The organism is Oceanobacillus sp. CF4.6 (genome assembly GCF_051262635.1).
Taxonomy (GTDB): Bacteria; Bacillota; Bacilli; order Bacillales; family Amphibacillaceae; genus Oceanobacillus.
The window spans coordinates 17,530-41,857 of the sequence record NZ_JBIMEX010000018.1; the positions used below are offsets into that span (position 1 = coordinate 17,530).

18 protein-coding genes and 1 riboswitch are annotated in these 24,328 nt (G+C 37.7%); of the genes, 7 read left to right on the forward strand and 11 right to left on the reverse strand.

Annotation, left to right across the window (positions count from 1 at the left end; all coding sequences use genetic code 11):
• Nucleotides 1-498 precede the first annotated feature (498 nt).
• Together ACHABU_RS19615 and ACHABU_RS19620 are read right to left on the reverse strand one after the other, a co-directional pair.
• On the reverse strand, nucleotides 499-1,719 hold the full coding sequence (locus ACHABU_RS19615; protein WP_435766651.1) for an IS110 family transposase: 1,221 nt from the start codon (nucleotides 1,717-1,719) through the stop codon (nucleotides 499-501).
• 405 nt (nucleotides 1,720-2,124) lie between these two features.
• A complete protein-coding gene (locus tag ACHABU_RS19620) occupies nucleotides 2,125-2,547 on the reverse strand; it encodes a YugN family protein (protein WP_435766652.1) in 423 nt (140 codons plus the stop codon).
• A gap of 193 nt (nucleotides 2,548-2,740) precedes the next feature.
• Here ACHABU_RS19620 and ACHABU_RS19625 point away from each other — a divergent pair, with 193 nt between their 5' ends.
• On the forward strand, nucleotides 2,741-3,352 hold the full coding sequence (locus ACHABU_RS19625; RefSeq protein ID WP_435766653.1) for a class I SAM-dependent methyltransferase: 612 nt from the start codon (nucleotides 2,741-2,743) through the stop codon (nucleotides 3,350-3,352).
• Nucleotides 3,353-3,412: 60 nt separating this feature from the next.
• On the opposite strand, the gene ACHABU_RS19630 is transcribed toward ACHABU_RS19625, so the two are convergent.
• Together ACHABU_RS19630 and ACHABU_RS19635 are read right to left on the reverse strand one after the other, a co-directional pair.
• On the reverse strand, nucleotides 3,413-4,912 hold the full coding sequence (locus ACHABU_RS19630) for a BCCT family transporter (protein ID WP_435766654.1): 1,500 nt from the start codon (nucleotides 4,910-4,912) through the stop codon (nucleotides 3,413-3,415).
• A gap of 199 nt (nucleotides 4,913-5,111) precedes the next feature.
• Nucleotides 5,112-6,032, reverse strand: a complete 921-nt coding sequence (locus ACHABU_RS19635) for a ketopantoate reductase family protein (protein ID WP_435766655.1) — start codon at nucleotides 6,030-6,032, stop codon at nucleotides 5,112-5,114.
• A gap of 131 nt (nucleotides 6,033-6,163) precedes the next feature.
• Between ACHABU_RS19635 and ACHABU_RS19640 the strand changes: the two genes are divergently transcribed.
• Nucleotides 6,164-6,931, forward strand: coding sequence for a GNAT family N-acetyltransferase (locus ACHABU_RS19640; protein WP_435766656.1), 768 nt, complete (start codon nucleotides 6,164-6,166; stop codon nucleotides 6,929-6,931).
• Between the two features lie 66 nt (nucleotides 6,932-6,997).
• Here ACHABU_RS19640 and ACHABU_RS19645 read toward each other — a convergent pair whose 3' ends face one another.
• The 3 genes from ACHABU_RS19645 to pulA all read right to left on the reverse strand — a co-directional run bounded on the left by ACHABU_RS19645 (nucleotide 6,998) and on the right by pulA (nucleotide 11,357).
• Nucleotides 6,998-7,894, reverse strand: a complete 897-nt coding sequence (locus tag ACHABU_RS19645; RefSeq protein WP_435766657.1) for a patatin-like phospholipase family protein — start codon at nucleotides 7,892-7,894, stop codon at nucleotides 6,998-7,000.
• A 142-nt stretch (nucleotides 7,895-8,036) separates the two neighbouring features.
• Entirely contained in the window at nucleotides 8,037-9,050 is a 1,014-nt protein-coding gene (locus tag ACHABU_RS19650; protein WP_435766658.1) for an LLM class flavin-dependent oxidoreductase, read from the reverse strand.
• Nucleotides 9,051-9,194: 144 nt separating this feature from the next.
• Nucleotides 9,195-11,357 (reverse strand): type I pullulanase, encoded by a 2,163-nt coding sequence (pulA, locus tag ACHABU_RS19655; protein WP_435766659.1) that lies wholly within the window; start codon nucleotides 11,355-11,357, stop codon nucleotides 9,195-9,197.
• A 322-nt stretch (nucleotides 11,358-11,679) separates the two neighbouring features.
• Here pulA and glgB point away from each other — a divergent pair, with 322 nt between their 5' ends.
• Genes glgB through ACHABU_RS19680 form a run of 5 tightly spaced genes read left to right on the forward strand, consistent with a single transcriptional unit; the run spans nucleotide 11,680 to nucleotide 19,759 of the window.
• Complete coding sequence (gene glgB / locus ACHABU_RS19660; RefSeq protein WP_435766696.1) at nucleotides 11,680-13,581, forward strand: 1,4-alpha-glucan branching protein GlgB; 1,902 nt, start codon at nucleotides 11,680-11,682, stop codon at nucleotides 13,579-13,581.
• Nucleotides 13,582-14,736, forward strand: coding sequence for a glucose-1-phosphate adenylyltransferase (locus ACHABU_RS19665; protein WP_435766660.1), 1,155 nt, complete (start codon nucleotides 13,582-13,584; stop codon nucleotides 14,734-14,736).
• The gene (gene glgD, locus ACHABU_RS19670) at nucleotides 14,736-15,842 is read left to right on the forward strand and encodes a glucose-1-phosphate adenylyltransferase subunit GlgD (RefSeq protein WP_435766661.1); all 1,107 of its coding nucleotides are present in this window, start codon (nucleotides 14,736-14,738) and stop codon (nucleotides 15,840-15,842) included. Before ACHABU_RS19665 ends, glgD begins: the two co-directional genes overlap by 1 nt.
• Nucleotides 15,843-15,885: 43 nt before the next feature.
• Nucleotides 15,886-17,316: a glycogen synthase gene (locus tag ACHABU_RS19675; RefSeq protein WP_435766662.1), complete on the forward strand. Its 1,431-nt coding sequence runs from the start codon at nucleotides 15,886-15,888 to the stop codon at nucleotides 17,314-17,316.
• Between the two features lie 13 nt (nucleotides 17,317-17,329).
• Nucleotides 17,330-19,759, forward strand: a complete 2,430-nt coding sequence (locus ACHABU_RS19680) for a glycogen/starch/alpha-glucan phosphorylase (RefSeq protein ID WP_435766663.1) — start codon at nucleotides 17,330-17,332, stop codon at nucleotides 19,757-19,759.
• An 87-nt stretch (nucleotides 19,760-19,846) separates the two neighbouring features.
• Here the strand turns inward: ACHABU_RS19680 and ACHABU_RS19685 are convergent, their stop codons facing one another.
• From ACHABU_RS19685 to ACHABU_RS19700, 4 genes are all read right to left on the reverse strand, one after another.
• On the reverse strand, nucleotides 19,847-20,986 hold the full coding sequence (locus ACHABU_RS19685) for an alpha-hydroxy acid oxidase (protein ID WP_435766664.1): 1,140 nt from the start codon (nucleotides 20,984-20,986) through the stop codon (nucleotides 19,847-19,849).
• Nucleotides 20,987-21,019: 33 nt separating this feature from the next.
• Nucleotides 21,020-21,682 (reverse strand): methionine ABC transporter permease, encoded by a 663-nt coding sequence (locus ACHABU_RS19690; RefSeq protein WP_435766665.1) that lies wholly within the window; start codon nucleotides 21,680-21,682, stop codon nucleotides 21,020-21,022.
• Nucleotides 21,675-22,700 carry a methionine ABC transporter ATP-binding protein gene (locus ACHABU_RS19695; RefSeq protein ID WP_435766666.1) on the reverse strand — a complete coding sequence of 342 codons (1,026 nt, stop codon included), beginning with the start codon at nucleotides 22,698-22,700 and terminating at the stop codon, nucleotides 21,675-21,677. The genes ACHABU_RS19690 and ACHABU_RS19695 overlap by 8 nt, the downstream gene beginning before the upstream one ends.
• 131 nt (nucleotides 22,701-22,831) lie before the next feature.
• Nucleotides 22,832-22,941: riboswitch (SAM riboswitch) on the reverse strand.
• Nucleotides 22,942-23,052: 111 nt separating this feature from the next.
• Nucleotides 23,053-24,222, reverse strand: a complete 1,170-nt coding sequence (locus tag ACHABU_RS19700) for a pyridoxal phosphate-dependent aminotransferase (protein WP_435766667.1) — start codon at nucleotides 24,220-24,222, stop codon at nucleotides 23,053-23,055.
• Nucleotides 24,223-24,328 lie beyond the last annotated feature (106 nt).

The following is a 24,328-nucleotide window of genomic DNA, read 5'->3' on the forward strand; positions in this document are numbered from 1 at the left end:
TCTCATCGAGGCAACTTGATTTGTTCTAAGTTTGCATGGAGGTAAGAGCCCTCGTCGTATTTTGGCCTTACCTACTAGATTTTTATCATCGCATTTTGTATAAACTGCGAAGTAACTACTGGTTGATTGGTTTCTTTATGTAACTGCTTTTCCCGCCGTCAGGGATCGCTCTGGGCGGATGCTTTCCGCGGGCACGGCCTCAGCCCCGAAGAGAAAACCACTCTTCTGGTCTTCGGACACGTGCTGTTCCCGCAGGAGTCACCGCCCGCCGCTCACCCGGACTGGTGAAGTTTTATAATGCTATTTTGGCTACGCTAATATAGTAATTGTTAGCAACCTTCTAACCAGCTCTGGGAAATACACGGAGACTTCTACCATGAAAATAAAGTTCTTAAATAAGGAAAAATGGCAATACTAAAGTAGACGCAGCTCATTCATTTTTTAAAAAAAGAGGAGAGCGCCATCATTCAAAGATCTATTGGAATAAGGCGATGTTGATTAAGCTATTTGTTCCTTGATATCCACTGTGTATCCTAGACTTTCTAGGCGACGAAGTGAATGTCTAACAATGGATTGTTTTCTTTGCTTATCGAAGTAATCTTCTCCTAAATCCACATACATTTCCTTGCGGGTTAATAGGTAGTAGGAGATCCGTAAAATCGCATGAGCAACTACAACTGCTGCTCGTTTTTTTCCTTTACGTGCAGCAGTACGGCGGTAAAGTGCTCCAAGATAGTTCTTTGAACCTCGAACGGAATGAGCTGCTTCTATTAATGCTGATTTCAAATATTTGTTTCCATTCCTAGTTTTAGAAGCTTTACGTTTTCCAGCACTTTGGTTATTTCCAGGAACCAATCCCGCCCACGAACACATATGAGCTGCACTAGGAAATTGTTTCTTAATATCCGTTCCAAGTTCTGCTAGCATCTGTTCAGCCATTCTTGTACCAATTCCTGGAATGGAATCTAATCGGTCTATATCTTCTTGGTAGCCCTTCATCCTTAAAGCGATCTCTTCGTCCAACTTATCTATGTTGTCAGTAAGGAAATCAATATGGTCTAAAATCGTCTTTATCATGAATCGTTGATGATCTTGTATATAACCCTGAAGTGCGAGTTTTAGCTCGTCTTTTTTCTGTTTCATTTTTCCTCTTGCATAATTTGATAAAACGTCAAGATCATCATTGCCTTCAGCTATAGATCGAAGCATATCACGTGCAGATACTCCTGTAATATCGGAAACAACGGAACCTAATTTGATATTAGCTCCTTCTAAAACTTTTTGTATCCGATTAAGTTGTCTGGCGCGCTCTTCGATTATACTTCGACGATAACGAACAAGTTCACGTAATTCTCGCTGGTTACGATCAGGAATAAAACTAGCTCTGAGCAAACCATGACGAAGTAGCTTAGCAACCCATTCGGCATCTTTTACATCCGTTTTTCTCCCTGGAACAGCTTTAATATGTTGAGCATTAACAACTAGAAATTCTATATCTTCAGCTTCCAACAAATTAACAATTGGTTTCCAGTAAACACTTGTACTTTCCATAGCCACATGAGTACACTTGTGTTCCTTTACCCAATCCACCAACTCGATTAGGTACACGGTTTTAGTTGAAAATGTTTCAATCTCCTTTCCTTCTGGAGTGATAATACATGCAGTAATGTTGTCTTTGTGGACATCTAAACCACACGCTCTTTCAATGATTACATCCATTGAAAACATCCTTTCTACGGCATATAATATTAGAGGCTGGCGCAACAACCAGAATAGGGTTAATCTACCATGAGTGCTTCCCAAAAGGGAGCAACAATCCGTGATGCACCGTGGTCGAAGGAGTCAGACTGCGGGTAGGGCTCTAACGCACCAAGAAGTTTCGACCTTCCTCATCCAGCCGTAGCATCAGTATAGCCAAACTATAACCATTTTCATTTTCTGTGGTGTATAGCTGTTTTTGCGATACATGGGTGACTGCGGGAGGAAAGGCTCACCAGCCGCCCGCGAAAAGCGCAGTGTATTTCCCAGAGCGGTCGCCGAAGTTCCCTATACTAGTTCGTAGTTTATATCAATTCTACGATGATTAAAAAGCAATAAGCATTACGAAAAACAGCCTTATTTTTATTAAGATACATTCGGAGGTATGTATTGAATTACTTGCTTGACAGATTTCTCCCCAATTTCTTCCCATTTCGCTTTATGCTTTATTTGCCCATCTGTATCAAGCGGTGTCTGAAATTGACTAAACCCAGTAGCTGTTAATAACGAGGACCCATCCTTGTCCAAACCAATATTTACAACATGTTTGATAACAAAGGGGGTTTGAAACTCGATAAGGGCGTTTTTATAATCCAACTGTCCGCTTACAACCTTAAAAGGTAATCTTATATAAATCGTTTCTCCACCCTCGCGTGATAGAATTCCATCAAAGAAACCTTTATCATAATCCCAACCCCCACATAAGCCATATCCCAAGGGCTTAAGTCCAGACAGCATTTGACCAAAATAAGCTCTTTTTCCTTCAATTTCTGTATCTAGTTCAATCATTTTCCTTCACTCCTTTTAAGATATAATGTTACCTATTCTAGCCAATATCCTAAAAAGGTATACAGATAATTAATGTGAGTGAATAATGAGTAATGGTTGTGTTATTTTATTGAATCTGACAAAATAAAAATAAAAGGTAATTTTGGTTCCCGATATTTTAGGGGATACAGTGCATGTAAAAGAGGAAAATCATATGAATGAATATAAGCTTGATAAATTATTACATATCCGTACAGGAGCAGGGAAGAAACTGCTCTATCCTGACTCCATTCAATACAATCCATATGAACCAACACCATATAGCGCATTAGAAACACTTTTCAAGGGTTACGAAATGAGTCAAGATGATCAAGTGGTTGATTATGGATGCGGGAAAGGAAGACTGAACTTTTATATTCATTATTTTCTTGGTTTATCTGTCAAAGGAATTGAAATGGATGAAAAATTCTTTCAGGAAGCAATTATTAATCAGAGAAATTACTTACATCATACAAATAAAAATGGTGATACGATTGAATTCTTTTGCTGTCTGGCAGAAGAATATATCATTGAACATAATGATAATCGTTTCTATTTCTTTAATCCATTCTCAGTAACGATATTTAGAAAGGTCATTAATAATATTTTACGTTCTGTGGAAAAAAAGGAACGTGAAATCGAGTTAATCCTGTATTATCCGCACGAAGAGTATGTATATTTTCTTGAAAAAAATACATCTTTTGAATTGATAAAGGAAATTAGACGGCCGGGTTTATATGAAAGAAATCCAGATGAACGCTTTTTGATTTATCGCTTAGTTTATTAAAAAAACGCACTCTGAGCAAAATGCTCTTTTAGCGTGCGTTTTTAGATGGAACTATATTATTTATTTCCTCTTAGGTATTTTCTTAATTGTCTTTAACTCCTGTTTAAGTGCTTTAAAGAGCGAAAACATCATTAAAATGACAACAAATGAAAAGGGAAGTGCAGCGGCTATAATGGTATTTTGTAATGCAGTTAATCCACCTACATAAAGTAAAATGAGAGCTACTGCAGACTGTGAAAGACCCATAATCGTTTTAACTGTATTCGGAGGGGTTAACGACCCTCTTGTGGTTTGCATTCCTAAAACGAATGTTGCTGAATCAGCAGACGTAATGAAGAAAGTCATAAGCAACAAAATCGATAGGGCTGATAAGATGAATGAAAAAGACATTTGATCATACATGTTAAAGGCTATTAATTCTGTTGAATATTGTGTTAAGTCCACACCACTGTTTTGAATATCACCTGCTGTTGTCCCAAACGTTGCAAACCAGATGGCGATAATGAAAGTCGGTACGATCATAACTCCAATCATGAATTCACGAATGGTTCTTCCGCGTGAGACACGGGCAATGAACATTCCAACAAAAGGTGCCCATGATATCCACCATGCCCAGTAGAAAATCGTCCAGGAATCAACCCAACCACGATTATCCCCTTCTAGTGGTGCAGTACGGAAACTCCATTGCACAATGTTTTGAATGTATAAACCAAAAGTATCTGTAAACATGTTAAGAATCAGCAATGTTGGTCCAATAAATAATACTCCAAAAAACAATAAAATTGCGACAACCATATTCGTATTTGATAAATATCTAATACCTTTACTTAGGCCCGACCAGGATGAAGCAAGGAATAGAACCGTTACAATCGCAACAATGATAAACTGGGATGCGAAACTAACATCAATTCCAAACAAATGATTCAATCCACCGTTAATTTGCATGGCTCCTAATCCGAGGGACGTTGCTACACCGAATATTGTTGCAAATGTCGCAAGTACGTCAATCGCTATTCCAAATGGACCGTTCATCCGATCGCCGAATAGAGGTTTTAAAGTTGCCGAAATCAAGCCGCGTTCCCCTTTGCGAAATTGAAAAAATGCAAGTGAAAGTGCGATAAGTCCATACATAGCCCAACCATGGAAGCCCCAATGGAAATAAGTTAACGAAAGCCCTTCCTTAAATGCCTGTTCCGTACCTACTTCAGATAGCGGCGAATCTAAAAATCCGTGAAAAAGCGGTTCAGCAGCACCATAGAAAACAAGCCCTATACCTAGTCCTGCAGAGAATAACATCGCAATCCAAGTAGGCGTAGAAAATTCGGGTCTTTCATTATCTTTCCCTAAACGGATTTTTCCGTAAGGGCTTATGATGATAAAGATGGAAAGAATGATCAGAGCAATCATCAGCCACATATAATACCATCCGAAGTTAGTAGAAATAAAAGCATTCAGGTTTGTTGTTACTTGCTCAAATCGTACAGGCATGATAGCACCGATCAAAACAAATATAACAACTAAAGCAATGGTGATATAAAAAACATTAGAAACTTTCTTCATGTGAACCTCCTGTATAAGTTAATCGTATCGAATAGATGTTGCTGGAATTTTCGATAAGAAGAGCGAAGAAATGATATTTTGCAACTTTTCCCCTTTTGTGTACGGTTATCATTTGGAGTTTCAGGGAAATTATACTTTCAAGAAAATGCTTCAAGAGAAGATAGTTACTAACCACATTTTTTAGTTAGTAATATACGAACTATAACTTTGCCATTGATTCGATAATCGTTATCATTTTATAAAGCTGATCGTTAACTGGTGTTGGAATATGATATTTCTTTCCAAGTTCACATACCTTTCCAGCAAAGTATTCCACTTCGGTTTTACGATTGGCTTCAATGTCCTGTAGCATGGATGTTTGACCATCGGGTGCCAAATTCATTAAAATAGGTCGGTAATTACGTACATCTTCTTCTGTTAAATGGACCCCGATACTTTTGGATATTTCTACTACTTCATACATCGCTTGTTCCATCCATTGATGAAGTGCAGGGATTTCCTGGAAATGTTTGTATGGGGCACGCAATACAGCGGATGTCTGGTTAATTCCTACATTAAACATGAACTTTGCCCAAATGGTATGCCAAATATTATCTGGTATCTCATAAGCAATATCAGCTCTTTCGAATAGTTCTTTTACCGCTAAGACATTATCAGATGTTGTTTGATCCTTTTCCCCAAAACATATTTTCCCCATACTGGAAAAGCGGATTTTATTGCTTGTTCTTACAGCATCAATCCCTACGCACATACTAAAGAGAATTTGCTCATTTTTTGTAGCTTCATAAATTTCATCTTCACTTGATATGCCATTTAAAAGAGAAAGAATAATTGTATTCGGACCAATGTGATGCTTCATATCTAAAAATGCCTGTTCAAGCTCTGCGTTTTTTACTGCAAAGATAACTAGGTCTGCAGGTTCTGTCTTTGTCTCAGGAAGTATATAGTTAAAATGGAAAACATGACCATTTACTTCCAGTCCGTCTGATTGATACCTTCTAATTCGATTCTCGTTAGCAACGACACGGAGCGATTCTCCTAATAATGCATGTAACTTGCTTCCGTAAGCAGATCCAATTGCCCCTAGACCAATCAATGATACATTTTTAATTTTCCCCATAATTATCCTCACTTTTCTTTTTTTGTATTATAATTTTATTATATAAGAAATAGTTGCGATTTCAAAATTTGTTTGAAAATTCCTTTTAATTAATCGAAAGGTTTTTCCAATAAAAATAAAGGAGAATACAAATGAAAAAGATTACATTTGAAGATATATATACAATAGGGGATATAGTATTTGAAAACAAACTGTATAAACATATTCATTATCCGGAAATGTTAAATCGGTATGATAGTAATTTTATAGAATTTAAGCACTTACCAACGTTAGCTGAATTCAAAGAGGCTGAAGATTATTTGAGCGAGTTTCATTTTGCAAGGAACCAGAAACACGTAAAGTTTTATTTTCCAGAAAACGAAAAACCCGATGAGAAAGAAATGAACTATTTTAAAAAACAAGGGTATGAGGTTGGTTACCTTGAGTTGTACGCTATCCAGCCAGATCAGTTTCCGAAAATAGAAAATAGTTCAGACATACTTGTCCAATCTGTAACAGATGATAATTTTGAAGCGTACTTAAAATTACGTTTTGAACAGGATCTGGAGTTTGGGAAAGACTTTGCAACGCAAAAAATTGGTTTAAATAAGAGGCAATTTAATAATCCAGCAATTATGCAGATTATTGCGAGTTATAAAGGTAAGCCTGCAGGAGCGGTAGATGTAATTATGACTGAAAAAATGGCAGAAATTGATAGTCTCGATGTAAACGAATTTCTGCGTAAAAAGGGAATTGGAAGCAGACTGCAGTATTTTGTAATGCGGAAATTTTGGGATAAAACAGTAATCTTAGTTGCCGATGGAGAAGATACACCAAGGGAAATGTATCAGAAGCAAAATTATCACTATGGTGGATTTAAATATGAGGCACAAAAAATTTACAAAGAACAAACACTTTAAGGATATTAAGCTAGTTCTTTTTAATCATTGCAGAGTTGAGATAATTATTTTAAAATCGAATCTTCGCTATGAAGGGACAGTAGTCAATAACTCAGCCTCTGCAATATCTGTACCTTGTAAGAAGTACTTTAATGCTTCATATTTTTTTTCAGTCTCTTGATAACCTTGAACATATAAGTTTTGCAGTTTTTCCTTATTGTGTTCTATTCTGCTTGTAACCAGGGGTTTCTCTGGCTGTATAATGAAAACTTCATTTCTTTTTTCCATTTCCAACAGTTGCTGCATAGTCTTGTTATATATTAAATGACGTTCTCTTAATAATTTTATAAGTAGTGGCTTCTCACTAAAAATTCGTTTATACAACCAATTTAATCTGGTGCCCTTTTTGATATAACCTTTATTTCTGGTAAGAACAACGACGTTTTTATTGCTTCCTCTATCGATTAAAGGTTTGATTGGAATTGGGTCTGCAACACCACCATCCATTAAATCTAGTCCTTGATAAGAAATACTTGGTGCTAATACAGGCAATGAACATGAAGCACGTATGATTTTAAATAAATCTTCTTTCGTATCATATTTATCGTGATAGATTGGGTACCCTGTGTTAATATCGGTTGTCCCTATTATAAAAGTGGAGGCTGATTGGGAAAATGCGTTAAAATCCAGAGGTATTATTTCATTTGGTATTTTGTTGAAAATGTAATCCATAGAGTATAGTTCCTTATCACGGATCATTCTTTTAAAAGATATGGATTCTGGATTTCCTCCTATCTCAAGAAGCATCCGATGATTTCTTTCCCTCTGTTTTGCAATATAGGAGCTTCCAATCAGAGAACCTGCAGATGCGCTAGCGACCACAGGGAAATCAATTCCTTTATCGAGAAATAAATCAAGTACTCCTACCGTATAGGCACTTCGCATGCCACCGCCTTCTAATGACAGACCTGCACTTACTTCCATTCCTACACTTCCCTTACTGTATATATTAAAAATTATAGCAGTTCTATAGTAATCTAACAATTTAACTAATCAAACATTTGATTAATTGTCAATTTAGGAGGAGTGCATAAGATTGAGAGATCGGCTATTGGCCCGATTTTTCTTATTTTTGTTTTCCTCTAAGCTTAAATGCATCAGCGAGTAATTGTATGCCTTTCATGCGGTTTGCAGCTCCGGGAAAGTTAGGTATCAAGGTAACTTCGTCAGCCTGATAGAATTCCGCCAATTTTATTATTTCCTCTTTTACGTGAGCAGGATTTCCAACGATCATTCTTTTACGAATTTGATTAATCTTTTGTTTTTCAAACGAACTGTATTGTCTTTTTTTTGCTGTTTCAACAGACGGGAAATAAGGCGGATTTTTAGCTGTTTCAAGGGATGCCATCCATAAATCGAATGCCTTTGAAAGCTCCTCTGCTTCCTCTTTTGTTTCGGCAATTACGACGAAAACACTGATGGATACATTTGGTTTCTCGTGAAAAACAGAGGCTTTAAAATTTTTCCGGTAGGTTGCTATTATGTCAGCGCCGACTTCCGAAGGTTTTATAAAATGAGCATACGAATAAGCAGTGCCGTATTCAGTGGCAATTTTTGTACTCTTGCCTCCCGCGCCCAACATCCAAATCTCTGGAAGGGTGTCAATGACAGGGGTGGCGATTAACTTCTGAAATCGATGCTCTTGGGTTGTCTCACCTGTTAAGTATTTCTGAATATCAGTAACTTGTTGCTCGTAGGGTAGTCTTTCCTCTTTCTCCTCATTCAAGACCTTACTCACGATTCTTCCGCCGGTACTGTTCCCAATACCCAAGTCGATGCGAGCTGGATGGAGTGCCTCCAACATTCGGAAATTTTCAGCAATCTTATAAGGACTGTAATGAGGGATCATTACTCCGCCGGATCCAACTCTAATTGATTTAGTGGCAGCGGCTAAATGCATCATAAGCATCTCAGGAGCACTGCTGGCAATGGACAGAGCATTGTGCTGCTCAGGGACCCAGTATCGATGGTAGCCAAGTTCATCTGCGTATCTGGCAAGTTCAGTGGTTTGTCCTAATGCATCACGAGCATTGGATCCTTCATCTATTAGTGCATAATCAAGAATATTTAAGAAAACCATTTACCTTACTTCCTCTCTCAGTGCTGCAAGTTGGTGTGGATATTTTATAGCACCAAAAAGGAATACCCACAAATATGTCCAGGAATCCCTTTTAATTATCAAACCTTTCCTAGGGCGGATTTTAAACGAAGCAATCCTTGATAACTAATAAACCGTTCCGGTGCTGACTACATCCACATCGGATGAAGCGGGTTTACGTGTCTTCTGAAAAACAACGAGTTCATAGGCATCAACAAATGTATATTCGCCAATAATTTCTTGCTGCGCTGTTCTTTTAGAGGAATTATTAGTTACGGCAATACTCCACTTCCCTGATGAGGGGAGATGAAGATCAAATTTGTTATTAGATGGATTAATATAAATGGAGAAATCATCTTTATCACCTAATAGCGTAAATCCAAAAACCGGTTGAGGTGTTTCAATAACATGAAATCTTCTTCTTATTTCCTGTTTGGACGTCATTCGAAAAACATCATATTTTTTTCTTAAGGAAATGAGTGTTTTAAGAAAAGTAATATTTTTTTGTTCCTGTTCTCTTTTATTCCAATCAAGTTGATTAATATGGTCTCCGGAAATATAGCTATTTTCATTACCTTGCTTACTTCGAAACCACTCCTGACCAGCGTGGATAAAAGGCACACCTTGGCTAAGTAGAACGATTCCAGTAGCTAATTGATGCATTTTTTTACGTATGGACTCATCAACATCATGATTTGTCAGCTGCAAGCGATCCCATAAGGTATGGTTATCGTGGCACTCTACATAATTGACCGTCTGATTTACATCCGACACAAAGGGTTCACCATATTCTTCCAGTGAAGATCCTGACAGTAAGTTAGGCATTTTCTCGAGGAAGCGGCCTCCTCCATTAATATAACCAGTATCCTGTTCATTAAATAAATTTCCTTTTAGACAATCACGGAAATAGTCATTGAAAAAGCGAATGCCCTCTAATTTCTTGGAGTTAAAACTGGTTGCCTTCCAATCAGATGGAATTGCTGTCGGTAATTCCCATCCTTCTCCAAGCAGCATCATTGGTACATCTTCTGCGTTACAGCGTTCTTGAATTTGTCTCATTGTTTCGATATCCATTGCGCCCATAAGATCAAAACGGAATCCATCTACATGATATTCATTGATCATAAAATCAATCGTATCAAGAATAAATTTGCGTGTCATCTTTCTTTCCGTGGCAATATCATTTCCAACCCCAGTTCCGTTGCTTAATTTTCCGTTGGGTTGATAGCGAAAGTAGTATCCCGGCACCAGTTTTTCAAAAGGTGATTCTTCCAAAATAAAAACATGGTTAAACACAACATCAAGAATCACAGATATTCCTTCACGATGGAATGCTTGAATCATTGTTTTAAGTTCATTAATCCTTGCTATCGGTCTATCCGGTAATACCGAGTAGCTCCCCTCTGGGACTTGGAAATATAAAGGATCGTAACCCCAATTATACTGTTCATCCGGGTGAAGTTCATCTACACGTGCATAATCGTTTATTGGCAATAACTGAACATGTGTACAGCCGATTTCTTTCATATAGGAAAGACCGGTGGAAAATCCGTTTGGAGTGGTAGTACCAGTTTCAGATAAACCTAAGAATTTTCCGCGATTCATGATGCCACTTTCTTGATGAATCGTGGCATCTCTTACGTGAAGTTCATAGATGATGGCATCCTGCAAATTTTTTACGGTAGGCCGATTTTGTTCATGTTCTATTTGATCGGACCTTGAAAAATTAACAACAACGCCTTTTTCACTATTGGCAAGCATCCCCTTTGCATATGGATCATTTACGCGTTGGGTATCCCCGTTGAGGCTTACTTCAAATTCATATGGATATCCATGCCAGTCTCCCTTGATTTCTGTCTCCCATACGCCTTTTTCACTTTTGCTTAGCGCATACATGTTGTCACCCAGTACCAATTGCAAGTCGGTTGCTGTTGGAGACCAAACAGAGAAGATAGTGGAATCCTCCGTACAAGTTGCTCCAAGCTTAATAGCTGTCGCAGAATAATTCTCATCAAACCATTTTGTGCGGACAATTGCACGAGGATAAACAGGTAATTTCATTTCTCCCCATAGAAGAACAAGTTCTTCACCAATGGGAAGTTCCTCTTCGTTAGTGAGTCGAACTGTAGAATCATCTATTTTCTCCTGAAACGATACAGATAAATTCCTTTGTTCCTTTTCCCAATAAAGAATAGGTTCATCCTTATGGAAATCCGGTATTTTATTTATATGATCGACAATGACTGTCAGTAAATGAACGTCATCCATCCAGGCTATATTCTTTTTCACAATGACAACTCCTCTTCCACTGACGCTTAGCTGCTACAGTATATGTTATACCAAACTTTTCGGGAATTTCATAAAATTGTTATATCTAAATAAATTATTCACTCGATTTACCATTATTAAACATTACAATTCGATAAAATGGAAAACTCCACAAGTAGTGTCAAGTTTCGACAAAAACCACCAGTTATTGTCGAAGGAATTTTCTGAAAACTGGCTTGAATTCTGTTATTTTTATATCTATACTTAATTATAATCTACAAAACGATAATATCTCCAGTATCTTTACCGTTTTGGAAGGAGGCACCATTTGTTGAAATACAACATGTCGGAACAGGATATATATTTATTCCACCAGGGTACGAACTATCAGAGCTATAAAATGTTAGGTTGTCATATCACGGAATGGGAAGGTAAAAGAGGACACCGATTTTCCGTTTGGGCACCGCATGCACAAGAAGTGCGGATTGTTGGTGACTTTAATCATTGGAATGGCAACACACATCCTTTAGAAAAAGTAACAAACGAGGGAATCTGGATTGGTTTTTTCACAGATATTTCGGACAGCACGATTTACAAATATGAGATTATAACTTCAGATAACCAAGTGTCGTTAAAAGCTGATCCATATGCACTCCAATCAGAACTTCGGCCAAGAACTGCGTCTGTGACACCTGCCGAGAAATCAGCTTATGAATGGAAAGATCAAGATTGGAAGGCAAGGAAAGAAACTTTTGACCCATACTCCTCTCCGATTTCTATTTATGAAGCCCATTTGGGTTCGTGGAAAACAAAAGAATCAGGTGAATTCTTTACATATCGGGAACTTGCTGAGGAACTGGTACCTTATGTGAAATCCCTTGGATATACCCATATTGAATTATTACCTTTAGCTGAGCATCCTTTTGACCTATCCTGGGGCTATCAGATAACGGGCTATTATGCTGTTACGACCCGTTATGGTTCACGTGATGATTTTAAATATTTTGTGGACGAGTGCCATCAGAATAATATAGGTGTCATTATGGACTGGGTTCCAGGTCACTTTTGTAAGGATGATTTTGCACTTCGGGAGTTTGATGGAAAGGCTTTGTATGAATATAGAGATCCCGTTAAAGCAGAGAAAAGAACCTGGGGAACGTTGGCTTTTGATTTCGGCCGGCCAGAGGTTCAGAGTTTCTTAGTTTCCAATGCGCTGTTTTGGCTGCAAGAATATCACATAGATGGAATTCGAGTGGATGCAGTTGCCAGTATGTTGTATTTAAATTTTGATCGACATGATGGAGAAGAGAAAATTTTCAATTCTTCAGGTGGAGAAGAGAATCTGGAAGCTTTTGCATTCATACGCAAATTGAATGAAGTCGTTTTTTCATATGAACCGAATGCGTTAATGATGGCTGAAGATAGCTCGGACTTACCTCTCGTTACAGCTCCGACATACGCTGGAGGGCTTGGTTTCAATTTCAAATGGAACATGGGCTGGATGAATGACATGCTTAAATATATGGAAGAAGAATCAGGGAATCGAAAATGGCATCATCATTTACTTACCTTTTCCTTTATGTATACGAACTCTGAAAACTTTCTATTACCTCTTTCGCATGACGAGGTTGTACATGGTAAAAAGTCATTATTGGATAAGATGCCGGGAGATCAATGGCAGCAGTTTGCAAATCTCAGGCTTTTATATGGTTATATGTTTGCACATCCAGGAAAGAAGCTTCTTTTTATGGGTGGAGAACTTGCACAATACGCAGAGTGGAAGGATAAGGAGCAGTTGGATTGGCATTTACTTGATTATCCGCTCCACGAGGGAATTTATAAGTATATAAGCGAATTAAACCATTTTTATATGGGTACTCCGGAACTTTTTGAAATGGATCATCGACCAGAGGGGTTTGAATGGATTGACCCACACAATATTGATCAAAGTATTATTGCCTTCAGAAGAAGAAGTATGCAACCGGAGAAAGAATTGATTATCGTTTGTAATTTCACTCCAAATACGCATTTTGATTATAAAGTTGGGGTTCCATTTGCTGGGAAATATGAGGAAATTTTTAATTCTGATCGGAAAGAATTTGGTGGATCCGGGCAAATAAATGGTTCTGAACATTTTAGTTTCCAAGAAAAATGGCATGGTTTGCCGCAACATATCAAAATAAAAGTACCACCGTTAGCCATCGCGATATTCAAATTTAAGCAGTTGGATGAGGAGGGGTCATAAATGAAAGAATGTGTTGGCATGTTATTGGCAGGAGGAGAAGGTAAGCGTTTAGGGGCTTTAACCCATCATGGGGCGAAACCGGCAGTACCTTTTGGTGGTAAATATCGGATCATTGATTTCACGTTAAGTAATTGCGCTAATTCTGGAATTCAAACACTTGGAGTATTAACACAGTATTCTCCCTTGGAACTGAATAGACATATTGGAAATGGTAAACAGTGGGATATGGACAAAAAAAGTGGCGGGGTAACCGTGTTATCTCCATATACTGGAAAAACAGGTGGGGACTGGTATTCCGGAACTGCTGATGCCATCTATCAAAACATTCATTTTGTCGATCAATTTGATTCTGAGTATGTACTTGTTATTTCGGGTGATCATATTTATCAGATGGATTATCAAAAAATGCTTGAACAACATAAAGAAACGGAAGCAGATGCAACAGTGTCTGTTATCGATGTTCCAATCGAAGAGGCCTCCAGATTCGGAATATTGAGTGTGTCTGAAAATCATCGTATCTATGAATTTGAGGAGAAACCTGAAGTACCTCAAAGTAACCTGGCGTCGATGGGAATATACATTTTCACGTGGAAAAAACTGAAATCATATTTACTTGAAGATGCACACAATAAACAATCCAGTCATGATTTTGGAAAAGATATTATCCCTGCAATGCTCCAGGATAATCATCGAATGTTTGCCTACCACTTCAATGGCTATTGGAAAGATGTAGGAACGATTCAAAGTTATTGGGAGGCTAATATGGATTTACTCCATGAGAAATCAGGGCTAACTTCCAATAATAAGAATTGGAGAATTTATACAAACGACTCGAATCTTCCACCACAATATATAAGCCAACATGCTTCTGTGAAAAATTCTCTAATAAATTCAGGATGTTTTGTATACGGGCATATCAACAATTCTGTTCTGTTTAGAAATGTACGGATAGAACAGGGAAGTATCGTTAAACAATCTATCATTCATCCGAAAGCAAGCATTGGAGCAAACTGTATGTTGGAACGTGTCATTGTTATGGAAAATACCGTAATTCCAGAGGGGACCATTCTTCAAAGAAGCGAAGATGAGGAGCCACTTGTTATAAATGAAGAAGTTTTAGGTGAAATGCTAACACCTGCAGGGGGGGATAAATAATGGAAAAAATGATGGGACTTATAAATTTGGATCATGAACACTATGTGTTTAATGAACTTGCTTATTTCCGTAATAATGCTTCTCTACCATTTGGGGGACGTTATCGAATGATTGATTTTGCTTTATCGAATATGGTTAATTCAGAAATTCATGAAGTTGCGGTTTTTGTAAGGAATAAGTACCGCTCACTGCTGGATCATATTGGAACTGGAGAGAATTGGGAGCTGGACAGGAGAAATGGCGGTTTGTTTATTCTTCCGCCAGATTGGAATGACCCGTCTGACAGTTCAAAGGGAGATCTTCGGTTTTTCCATAATAATCGTGATTATTTCCATCGCAGTAAATCTCGTTATGTTTTAATAAGTGGCAGCCAATTCATCTCCAACTCCGATTATAAGAATGCATTTAAATCTCACATGGAAAGGAATGCGGATGTTACGTTGATCAGTGCTGATGTTGGCGAAGTTCAGCCGGAGCACTATCCATATTTTCGAATTGAAGCAGATGATTCCGGGTGGGTGGAAAATATAACACATGATCAGAAAAATTCAAAGCTCTTTACCGGTGTCTATATTATTAATAAAGACCTCCTGCTAGATTTAGTTGATGAATGCATTGCGTATAATAAGGATAATTTTTTTGTGTGTGGTATTAAGGACAAACTAGCTGACTTAAAAATACAAAAGTATGATCATGAGGGTTATAGTGCTTTTGTAAATACAATTGAAAGCTTTTATAAGCAGAATATGAATCTATTGAAAGAGGAGAATTATCGAGAATTATTTTTCAATAAGAATTTAGTTCGTACGAAAATTTCTAATAACCCACCTGTGAAATATTGTGAACACGCAGAAGTTAACGATTCCTTACTTGCGAATGGCTGTGTTATTGATGGGGCTGTTGAAGGAAGTATGCTCTTCCGCGGGGTTAATGTTAAATCCGGTGCAACTGTGAAAAACTCCATTATCATGCAAAGATGTACCATTGAAGAAGGGGTTTATCTAGAAAATGTAATCTTGGATAAGGATGTATATGTATCAAAGGGTCAAAAAATCATCGGATCAAAGGAAAAGCCCTATGTTGTCGCCAAAAGGCAAGTTATTTAGACTAGAGTCTTATGTTTTATAAATTAAGGAAGGTGAGATATAAATGAATAATATATTATTTGTCGCCTCTGAATGTACACCATTTATTAAAACAGGGGGACTGGCAGACGTAGTTGGTTCACTTCCACAGGCACTAAGACAATATGAGAAGCAGGAAGTGCGCGTAATTTTGCCGCTATACGACGAAATGGATGAAGAATGGAAGGATCAACTCGAATATCTCTGTTCCTTTGACGTACAACTCGGCTGGCGAACACAGGAAGCACATCTTTTTACTTTGACTTATAATAAAATTATTTATTATTTCATCTCCAATGACTATTATTTTACGAGAAAAGGTATTTACGGTTATTACGATGACGGAGAGAGATTTGTTTTCTTCAGTCATGCGGTTATTGAGTCTTTAAAATATATAGATTACAAGCCACAAATTCTCCATGGACATGACTGGCAAACGGGGATAGCTATTGCCCTTGCGAACATTTTACAACCTATTAAAAATATGAAAACAATCTTTACGATTCATAATATTAAATATCAAGGTGTGATGCCCTTGGATATTTATGAGGACTTCTTCCGGATGGGGAGAGAACATATAAGTGGTTTGGAATGGGATGGAATGCTTAATTGTCTGAAAAGCGCGCTATTCCATGCGGATAAAATTACAACCGTAAGCCCAAGTTACGCGGATGAGATAAAAGACCCTTATTACAGTGAAGGCCTCCATCCAATGTTATTGAATAGAGCAGATGATTTAGTTGGAGTTATTAATGGGATTGACACACGAGAGTATAATCCTTCTTCAGATCCTTCCATTTTTATGAATTACCGTTCGGCAAGATCAAAAAAAAGAGAAAATCGGATGCATCTTCAGCAACAAATTGGACTTTCATATAAAGAAGAAAGCCCACTATATGTCATCATTACCCGACTGGTGGAACAGAAGGGATTACATCTTGTTCAGCACATTTTGGATGAATTTTTAAATCAGGATATTCAATTTATCGTATTAGGAACTGGAGAGAAAGAATTTGAAGGTTATTTTGCAGATATTGCCTATCGTTATCCCGAGAAGGCTGCAGCTCTGTTAACTTTCGATGAAGGGCTCGCCCGACAATTATATGCAAGTGCTGATTTCTTCTTAATGCCATCTAAATTCGAGCCGTGTGGATTGTCGCAGCTTATTGCTCTGCAATATAAGACTGTTCCCATTGTAAGAGAAACAGGTGGTTTGAAAGATACGATCCATCCTTATAATGAATTAACAGGTGATGGGAACGGCTTTAGTTTTACGAATTATAATGCACATGATCTTCTGAATGTACTGAACTATTCGTTGGAGATATTTAATAATCCTTCTGAGTGGCAACAATTATTAAAGAATGTAAATAAAAGCCAGTTCAGCTGGAAGGAATCGGCACATCAATATGTGACAATCTATGAAAGCTTATCGCCGGAATTGGTTTATGGATAAGAGAGGTGTTTCCGTGACGGAGTTAACAGTCAATACATTGAAGGAACAAATATTAAAAAAGCTAATTACCGACAAGGGCAGAGAGGTTAAGGAAGCAACATCCAAAGACATCTATTATGTTCTTGCTTCAATTGTAAATGAAGAAGTGAAACAGCAATGGTTTCAAACCAGGAAGAAATATAAGGATGAAAAATATAAAGAAGTTTATTACTTATCCATGGAGTTTTTAATTGGGAGACTATTGGAGAGCAACCTCTTGAACTGTGGGATGTTGGAAGAAGCTAAAGAGGCATTGGAACAGATTGGATTTGACTATGAAGAAGTTTTCGCCGAAGAGCATGATGCTGGTCTTGGTAACGGAGGACTGGGTCGTCTTGCAGCGTGTTTTCTGGATTCGTTGGCATCTTTAAACTACCCGGGTCATGGATATGGAATCCGTTATCGCTACGGTCTGTTTGAACAGCGAATCATACACGGTAATCAAGTAGAACTGCCCGATTATTGGTTAACAGATCCTTATCCATGGGAAACAAGAAAAGAGGAAGAAGCAGTTGTTATTCAATTCCATGGTGATGTACATATGCATAAGCGAAATGATGGCGCACTTGAATTTGAATATCAAAACACGGATAAAGTAATGGCTGTTCCCTACGATATACCAGTTGTTGGATATGAAAACGATACAGTTAATACCTTAAGATTATGGAGTGCGGAGTCCATTTTTCAAAATAATACCGATACATTGGAAGAAAACAAGCAATTTTACCGCGATCTTGACCATGAACATTCGATTGAACAGATTTCAGGTTTTTTATACCCGGATGATTCCAGTTATGAGGGAAAGGAACTTCGTCTTAAACAGCAATACTTTCTTGTTTCCGCAAGTATTCAAAACATCCTCAAACATTTTAAATTAAATAATAAAATGTCCCTGAGTCATTTGGCTGAAAAAGTGGTCATTCAAATTAATGATACCCACCCGAGTCTGGCAATTCCCGAACTGATGCGGATATTAATGGATGAGGAAGGTTTTAGTTGGGATAAGGCCTGGAAAGTAACGACGAATGTTTTCGCATATACCAACCATACGACATTATCGGAAGCGCTTGAGACATGGTCCATGGAGATGATGCAGAACCTGCTGCCGAGGATATATATGATTATCGATGAAATTAATGAAAGATTTTGTAAAGGGATCTGGTTTGATCATGAAGCGTTAAGAGGAAAGATTCCGGAACTTGCAATAATTGCAGATGATCGTGTTCACATGGCAAGGCTCGCAATTGTAGGTAGTTTCAGTGTAAACGGGGTCGCTAGAATTCACACGGAAATTTTAAAGAAACAGGAAATGAAGACTTTTTACAGCCTTTTTCCTAATAAATTCAATAATAAGACAAATGGAATTACGCATCGACGTTGGTTGTTACAGGCCAATCCAAAAATGGCAGACTTAATAACGGATGTTATTGGCCCACAGTGGATCAAACGACCAAAACAGCTGATCAGTCTATTAAAACATTCCAATGATAGTGCTTTATTGGAGAAATTTGATCAGGTAAAACATGAAAATAAAAAAGTGTTAGCCAATTATATTCATCAACATTTAGGTATAACCGTCGATGAAAGATCTATTTTCGACGTGCAAATCAAACGGCTACATGAATATAAACGACAGCTTTTAAATATATTCCATGTCATTTATCTTTATAATGAATTAAAGGAAAATCCAAATCAGGATATGACACCACGTACATTTATCTTTGGAGCCAAAGCTGCTCCAAGTTACCATTTGGCGAAGGAAGTTATTAAACTGATAAACACAGTGGCATCCATCGTCAACTACGATCCGGTTGTAAAAGACAGGCTGAAGGTTATCTTTATGGAAAATTATAATGTTAGTCTGGCAGAAAAAATTATTCCTGCAGCGGATATCAGTGAACAGATCTCTACAGCCAGTAAGGAAGCTTCCGGTACAGGAAATATGAAAATGATGATGAACGGCGCACTAACTCTTGGAACCATGGACGGCGCTAATATTGAAATACATGATTTGGTTGGAGATCAGAATATGTTTATTTTCGGTCTAACAGCTGACGAAGTACTGCATTATTATCAGCATGGGGGTTATCATGCAAGAGATATTTATAATACCGATGACCGGGTTAAGCGGATATTGGATCAATTGAATCAGGGGGAGTTCGGGGCGCATAATATAGAATTTAAAGATATCTATTATAATATTTTGTATCATAACGACCCTTATTTTGTACTAAAGGATTTTGAAGCCTATTTGGAAACACATGAACTCGCAGAGCGTGCCTATCGTGATCGAATGACCTGGTTAAATATGAGTGTGACAAATATTGCCTACTCGGGGAAATTCTCCAGTGATCAGACGATTCAGGAGTATGCGACAGATATTTGGAAGATAAAGCGGGTGTGAAAAAGATTGATACCCAGCCATAATGTGAAATGAAACATAATAAAAGCCACCAATTTTATAATTAATTGGTGGCTTTTATTGGTTACTCTATGACGTCAACGTAACTTTCTTAGCTGCCTTTATGTTTACTGCGCCTGATAATGCAAGAGAAACGCTAGTCTCCTGAATGAAATTAGTAAGTACCTTTTCTACACCTTCCTGTCCACCCAGTGCTAAACCATACACGTATGGTCTACCTAGTAAGACGGCATCTGCACCTAATGCCAATGCTTTTACAACATCTGGCCCGCGTCGAATACCGCTATCAAGCAGAAGAGGAATTCTTCCATTCACCTCTTTAGCAATTTTGGGAAGAGCTTCAATGCTAGAAACAATCCCATCCATTTGCCGGCCCCCATGATTGGAAACGATGATACCGTCTATCCCAGCTTCGATGGCAAGTTTCGCATCTTCCGGGTGCAGAGTCCCTTTTATTAGAACCGGTAGGGAGGTTCTTTTCTTTAGCTCTTCTACATGCTTCCAGTTAAGTGCAGGATGAAAAATGTTAGTTAGAATTGATTGAATAACAGAATCACTGTCTTGACTTGGCAAGGAATCCAAGAATACCTTATCGTTAATATAATTTGCTTTTCCATAACCTTCTTTTAGTGGAGAGAAGCTATTACGTATATCTTCTTCCCGCCATCCCAGCATGATCGTATCGACGGTTAAAACTATGGCTTCGTAACCGGCCTCTTCAGCTCGGTTTACCATGCTATAGGAGATATTTTCATTATTAGACCAATATAGCTGGAACCATTTTGAACTGTCGGGAGATGCTTTTCTTACTTCTTCAATGGAAAAGCTGGAAACAGTGCTTTGAATAAATGGCACCTGATGTGAAGCAGCAGCTCTCACGACAGCTAATTCGGCATCTTCATGCGCTAACTTCAACATTCCAACTGGAGAGAGCAAAAAGGGATGTGGATACGTACGGCCGAATAACGTAATACTTGTATCGGCAGCAGAAACATCATTTAAATACCTCGGCACGATCGACAACTTATCAAAGTCTGTTGTATTTATCCTTAATGTTTCCTCTCCACCTGCTCCTGACCGTATGTAGCCAAATGCCGCTTTAGGTATTACCTTACTTGCGGCAGCTTCAAGATCAGAAAAATTAAGGGGGAAGGCTTCGGATGAAACAATCTGTTGTATAAAGGAATCTTCTATATTGTTGATTGTCAAAGTGGTCACCTCATCAAAGTATATTCAAAAGCATTAATCTTTTTTCAATCTTGCTGCTAGTCTATTCCCAATGGATTGGATACCTTGTACGATGATAATTAAAATAAAGACAGTCACGTACATAACATCCACTTCATAGCGAAGATGTCCAAAACGATAAGCTAAGTCACCGAGACCACCAGCACCAACAAGTCCTGCCATTGCTGTAGCCCCAATTAAGCTGACCGTGGCAATTGTCAGCCCCAAAATAATAGCTGGTCTTGCTTCTCTTAACATAACATTCCAGATAATTTGTCTAGTTTTGATTCCCATTGCTTTATAGGCTTCAATTACACCGTTATCCACATCGAGTAATGCAGATTCAATTAACCTCGCAATATATGGGGCGGCATTGATAACCAAAGGTACGATAACACCTTTCACGCCAATAGATGTTCCGACAAGCAGTTTTGTAAATGGCAGAATAAAAAACAGCAAAATAATGAATGGAACAGATCGAATAACATTAATAAATAAATTCAATATTTGATAAATCCATTTATTTTCCAATGATTGTCCAGGTCTGGTTAGAATTAATAATATAGCTAAAGGTACTCCAATCAGAATGGCAAAAAAGAGGGAAATAAGGACCATTTGAAATGTCTCTACTACTGCTTCCGATATGATGGGAAACCACTCTTCAATAAACTCATTCATTTGTTTTCCCCTCCAATTCTTCTGTAGAAACACCGTTATCATCTAAAAATTTCAAGGCATTTGCAACTTCTTGAGATTCTCCAACTAGATGTATGACCAGGTTTCCAACAATTCCATTTTTCAATTCCATAATATTGGCTGTTAATATATTTGGTTCTACTTTAAATCGATGGCTCACTTGAGCAAGCAGGGGTTGTCCGGTATTTTCGCCGATAAATGTCAATCTTGTAACCGTACCGTTTAATTTAAGCTGCTCTATTAAGCTATCAGATAATTTCCGTTGTGAGATTGTATTTAAAAATTTCTTTGTCGTTTTTTCTCTGGGGTTGGTAAATAGATTAATTGCTGTTCCTTGTTCAATCAAATCCCCATTTTCTATCACATATACATAATCACAGATTTTTTGAATTACATTCATTTCGTGAGTGATGAGTAGTATAGTTATTCCAAGCTCTTCGTTAATTTTTAAAAGTAAATCGAGAATGGAATTGGTTGTTTCTGGATCAAGTGCACTTGTTGCTTCGTCACTGAGTAAGATTTGTGGTTCCTGTGATAATGCTCTTGCAATCGCAACACGTTGTTTTTGTCCTCCTGATAATTGAGAAGGATACGTATGTTTTTTTTCTAATAAGTCAACAATACCCAAATATTTATCTACACGGGTCTCAACCTCTTTTTTGTCATAGCCAAGAAGCTTAAGTGGAATTGCGATATTATCATAAACCGTGGCCGTTTTCAGCAGATTAAAGTGTTGAAAAATCATACCAATTTTTTGCCGCGTTTTTCGTAATTTTTCCTGGGACATAGAGGTCATTTCTACTCCGTTTATGGAAACAGTGCCACTGGTTGGTTTCTCAAGTAAATTAACACAACGAATTAAGGTACTTTTACCTGCTCCACTATAACCAATTACACCGTGAATTTCACCCTTCTTCACATGAAGGTTAACGTCATTTAGTGCTTTGACAGCTCCATTTTTAGAAGGAAATACTTTCGTGATGTTGTCTAGTTTAATCATGTATGTAACATTCCTTTCAAAAGAGGCTGGCATCATGATGAAAACCTCTATTTTAGTATTCCTTACCCTTGAATTAAAAAAAGCCTCTCATTATAAAAGGAGAGGCTAGTAAATTATAAATTCACGTTCCTCTCTCATCTTCCAAAACGTCATGTTTTGCTGGATTTAGCACCTTTCTATGTATAACAATAAAGGTTGCCGAGCTTCAACGGGCCAGTCCCTCAGCTACTCTTGATAAGAGATTTATTTATTTGTTTCGAGTTATTAAATAAAGTTACATTATATCAATCATTTCGTCAATACTTATTTTGAAAAAAGGATAATCCATTAACACATCCTTATAATCAAAAGGTTATGGCTTAAATATATTTAGCTTCTCAATTCTGGAGATGGCTTCTATGATGCGCCCTTCATCGACAAGTAAGCCAATTCGTACATATCCCTCTCCAAACGTTCCAAAACCATTTCCAGCTGCAACCGCGACATCTGCTTTTGCCAACAGATAGTCTGCAAATTCCTCGCTTTGAAATCCCTCCGGTATGGGGAGCCAGGCAAAGAAGGATCCTTTTGGTGCGTTTACTTTCCACCCGATCCGATTACATTCATTAATTAATGTGTTCCGTCTACCTTCATATAAGTTAACCAGTTCATCGACACATTCCTGACTACTAGACAAAGCAGTTGCAGCTGCATGTTGAAGGGCTGGGAAGATACTTACAAATAAGTGATCCTGTAAAAGATTGATCGCTTCAATCATTTTTGCATTACCTACAGCAAAACCTACGCGCCATCCAGCCATATTATAGGTTTTTGATAATGTATACAGCTCAATTCCAACTTCCTTTGCACCCTCTGCCTGCATGAAACTGACTGGTTTATCACCATCAAATCCAATGGCGCCATAGGCAAAATCATGAACAATACCTATATTATTACACTTTGCCAATTGAACAGTTTCATCAAAAAATGCAAGAGATGCTGTCGCTCCGGTTGGATTATTCGGGTAGTTTAAGTAAAGTAGTTTCGCCTTTTCTTTCTGTTTATCCGTTAGTTCTTTATAGTCAGGCAAAAATCCATGCTCACTATGTAAAGGCATCGTATCATAGGTGACATTTGCTATACCTGCACCAGACAAATAATCAGGATAACCGGGGTCGGGAAGTAGAAACAGGTCACCCTCATTCATTAAGGCCAAGGGTAATTCAACTAAACCGATTTTTGTACCAAATAAAACAGCAATCTCTGAGTCGGGATCAAGATCTACATTGTATTCCCTTTTATAAAAATCAGCTGCTGCTTGCTTGAATTCATCGGTGCCTCTGAATGGTGAATATTTATGTGTATCTGGATTTTCAACCGCTTTTTGCAATGCCTGGACAATATGCTTCGGAGTTGGTTGATCCGGATTTCCCTGGCCAAGATTAATCACATCCCGTCCTTCAGAAACTGCTACAGCAACTTTTTTTACTAAGGTTGCAAAGAATTGGGAAGGTAGTTTAGTTAAACGATTCGAAATTTCCATTATAAAACACCTCATTTACAATTAGTTCAAATAATTATCTAAATATTATATCCTTATATAACTTATGTTTATAGTAGAACATATTATTAAATTAATATCCAACAGA

Coding starts and splice junctions, on each gene's coding strand:
- ACHABU_RS19615 (WP_435766651.1), bottom strand. CDS start 1,719: ATGGATGTAATCATTGAAAGAGCGTGTGGTTTAGATGTCCACAAAGAC.
- ACHABU_RS19620 (WP_435766652.1), bottom strand. CDS start 2,547: ATGATTGAACTAGATACAGAAATTGAAGGAAAAAGAGCTTATTTTGGT.
- ACHABU_RS19625 (WP_435766653.1), top strand. CDS start 2,741: ATGAATGAATATAAGCTTGATAAATTATTACATATCCGTACAGGAGCA.
- ACHABU_RS19630 (WP_435766654.1), bottom strand. CDS start 4,912: ATGAAGAAAGTTTCTAATGTTTTTTATATCACCATTGCTTTAGTTGTT.
- ACHABU_RS19635 (WP_435766655.1), bottom strand. CDS start 6,032: ATGGGGAAAATTAAAAATGTATCATTGATTGGTCTAGGGGCAATTGGA.
- ACHABU_RS19640 (WP_435766656.1), top strand. CDS start 6,164: ATGAAAAAGATTACATTTGAAGATATATATACAATAGGGGATATAGTA.
- ACHABU_RS19645 (WP_435766657.1), bottom strand. CDS start 7,894: ATGGAAGTAAGTGCAGGTCTGTCATTAGAAGGCGGTGGCATGCGAAGT.
- ACHABU_RS19650 (WP_435766658.1), bottom strand. CDS start 9,050: ATGGTTTTCTTAAATATTCTTGATTATGCACTAATAGATGAAGGATCC.
- glgB (WP_435766696.1), top strand. CDS start 11,680: ATGTCGGAACAGGATATATATTTATTCCACCAGGGTACGAACTATCAG.
- ACHABU_RS19665 (WP_435766660.1), top strand. CDS start 13,582: ATGAAAGAATGTGTTGGCATGTTATTGGCAGGAGGAGAAGGTAAGCGT.
- glgD (WP_435766661.1), top strand. CDS start 14,736: ATGGAAAAAATGATGGGACTTATAAATTTGGATCATGAACACTATGTG.
- ACHABU_RS19675 (WP_435766662.1), top strand. CDS start 15,886: ATGAATAATATATTATTTGTCGCCTCTGAATGTACACCATTTATTAAA.
- ACHABU_RS19690 (WP_435766665.1), bottom strand. CDS start 21,682: ATGAATGAGTTTATTGAAGAGTGGTTTCCCATCATATCGGAAGCAGTA.
- ACHABU_RS19695 (WP_435766666.1), bottom strand. CDS start 22,700: ATGATTAAACTAGACAACATCACGAAAGTATTTCCTTCTAAAAATGGA.
- ACHABU_RS19700 (WP_435766667.1), bottom strand. CDS start 24,222: ATGGAAATTTCGAATCGTTTAACTAAACTACCTTCCCAATTCTTTGCA.